Source organism: Anaerotignum faecicola (assembly GCA_024460105.1).
In the GTDB taxonomy this organism is placed as follows: domain Bacteria; phylum Bacillota; class Clostridia; order Lachnospirales; family Anaerotignaceae; genus JANFXS01.
The window spans coordinates 1-488 of the sequence record JANFXS010000193.1 but is presented as its reverse complement, the minus strand read 5'-3'; the positions used below and the strand labels follow the sequence as shown (position 1 = coordinate 488).

Below are 488 nucleotides of genomic sequence, written 5' to 3'. Positions count from 1 at the left end.
CAAAAATCGTGAGATAGCAGAGGAAATCACGCAGAACACATTCTATAAGGCTGTTTCTACAACATCACAATTCAAAGGTAAGTCAGATGAATTGACATGGCTCTGCTCCATAGCAAAAAACCTTTACCATGATGAAATGCGAAGCCGTCAGCGAGTAGCTGATGTGAGTGAAATCAATGACTTGCCATCAAATGAAAATGTTGAGAACTCAGTTGCAGATTCTGACATGGCGTTCCGCATACACCTCGTTCTTCACCGTTTGGAAGAACCATACAAAGAAGTCTTTCAGCTTCGCGTATTCGGGGAACTATCTTTTTCACAAATCGCTGCAATTTTTGGAAAAACAGAATCATGGGCGAGAGTTACTTATCATCGTGCAAAGCTAAAAATTCAAGAAAGGATGGATGAAAAGCATGAGTAAACAATGCGATATTGTTCGAGATATTCTTCCGCTGTATGTTGACGGTGCTTGCAGCGAAGCAAGCGCA

Annotated in this window: 2 protein-coding genes; both read left to right on the top strand. The window is 41.4% G+C overall.

The window, feature by feature from the left end; all coding sequences use genetic code 11:
- The coding region (locus tag NE664_13485; protein ID MCQ4727644.1) for an RNA polymerase sigma factor at positions 1-421 on the top strand (421 nt) is incomplete at its 5' end.
- On the top strand, positions 414-488 hold a 75-nt coding region (locus tag NE664_13480; GenBank protein MCQ4727643.1), incomplete at its 3' end, for a zf-HC2 domain-containing protein. The genes NE664_13485 and NE664_13480, both read left to right, overlap by 8 nt.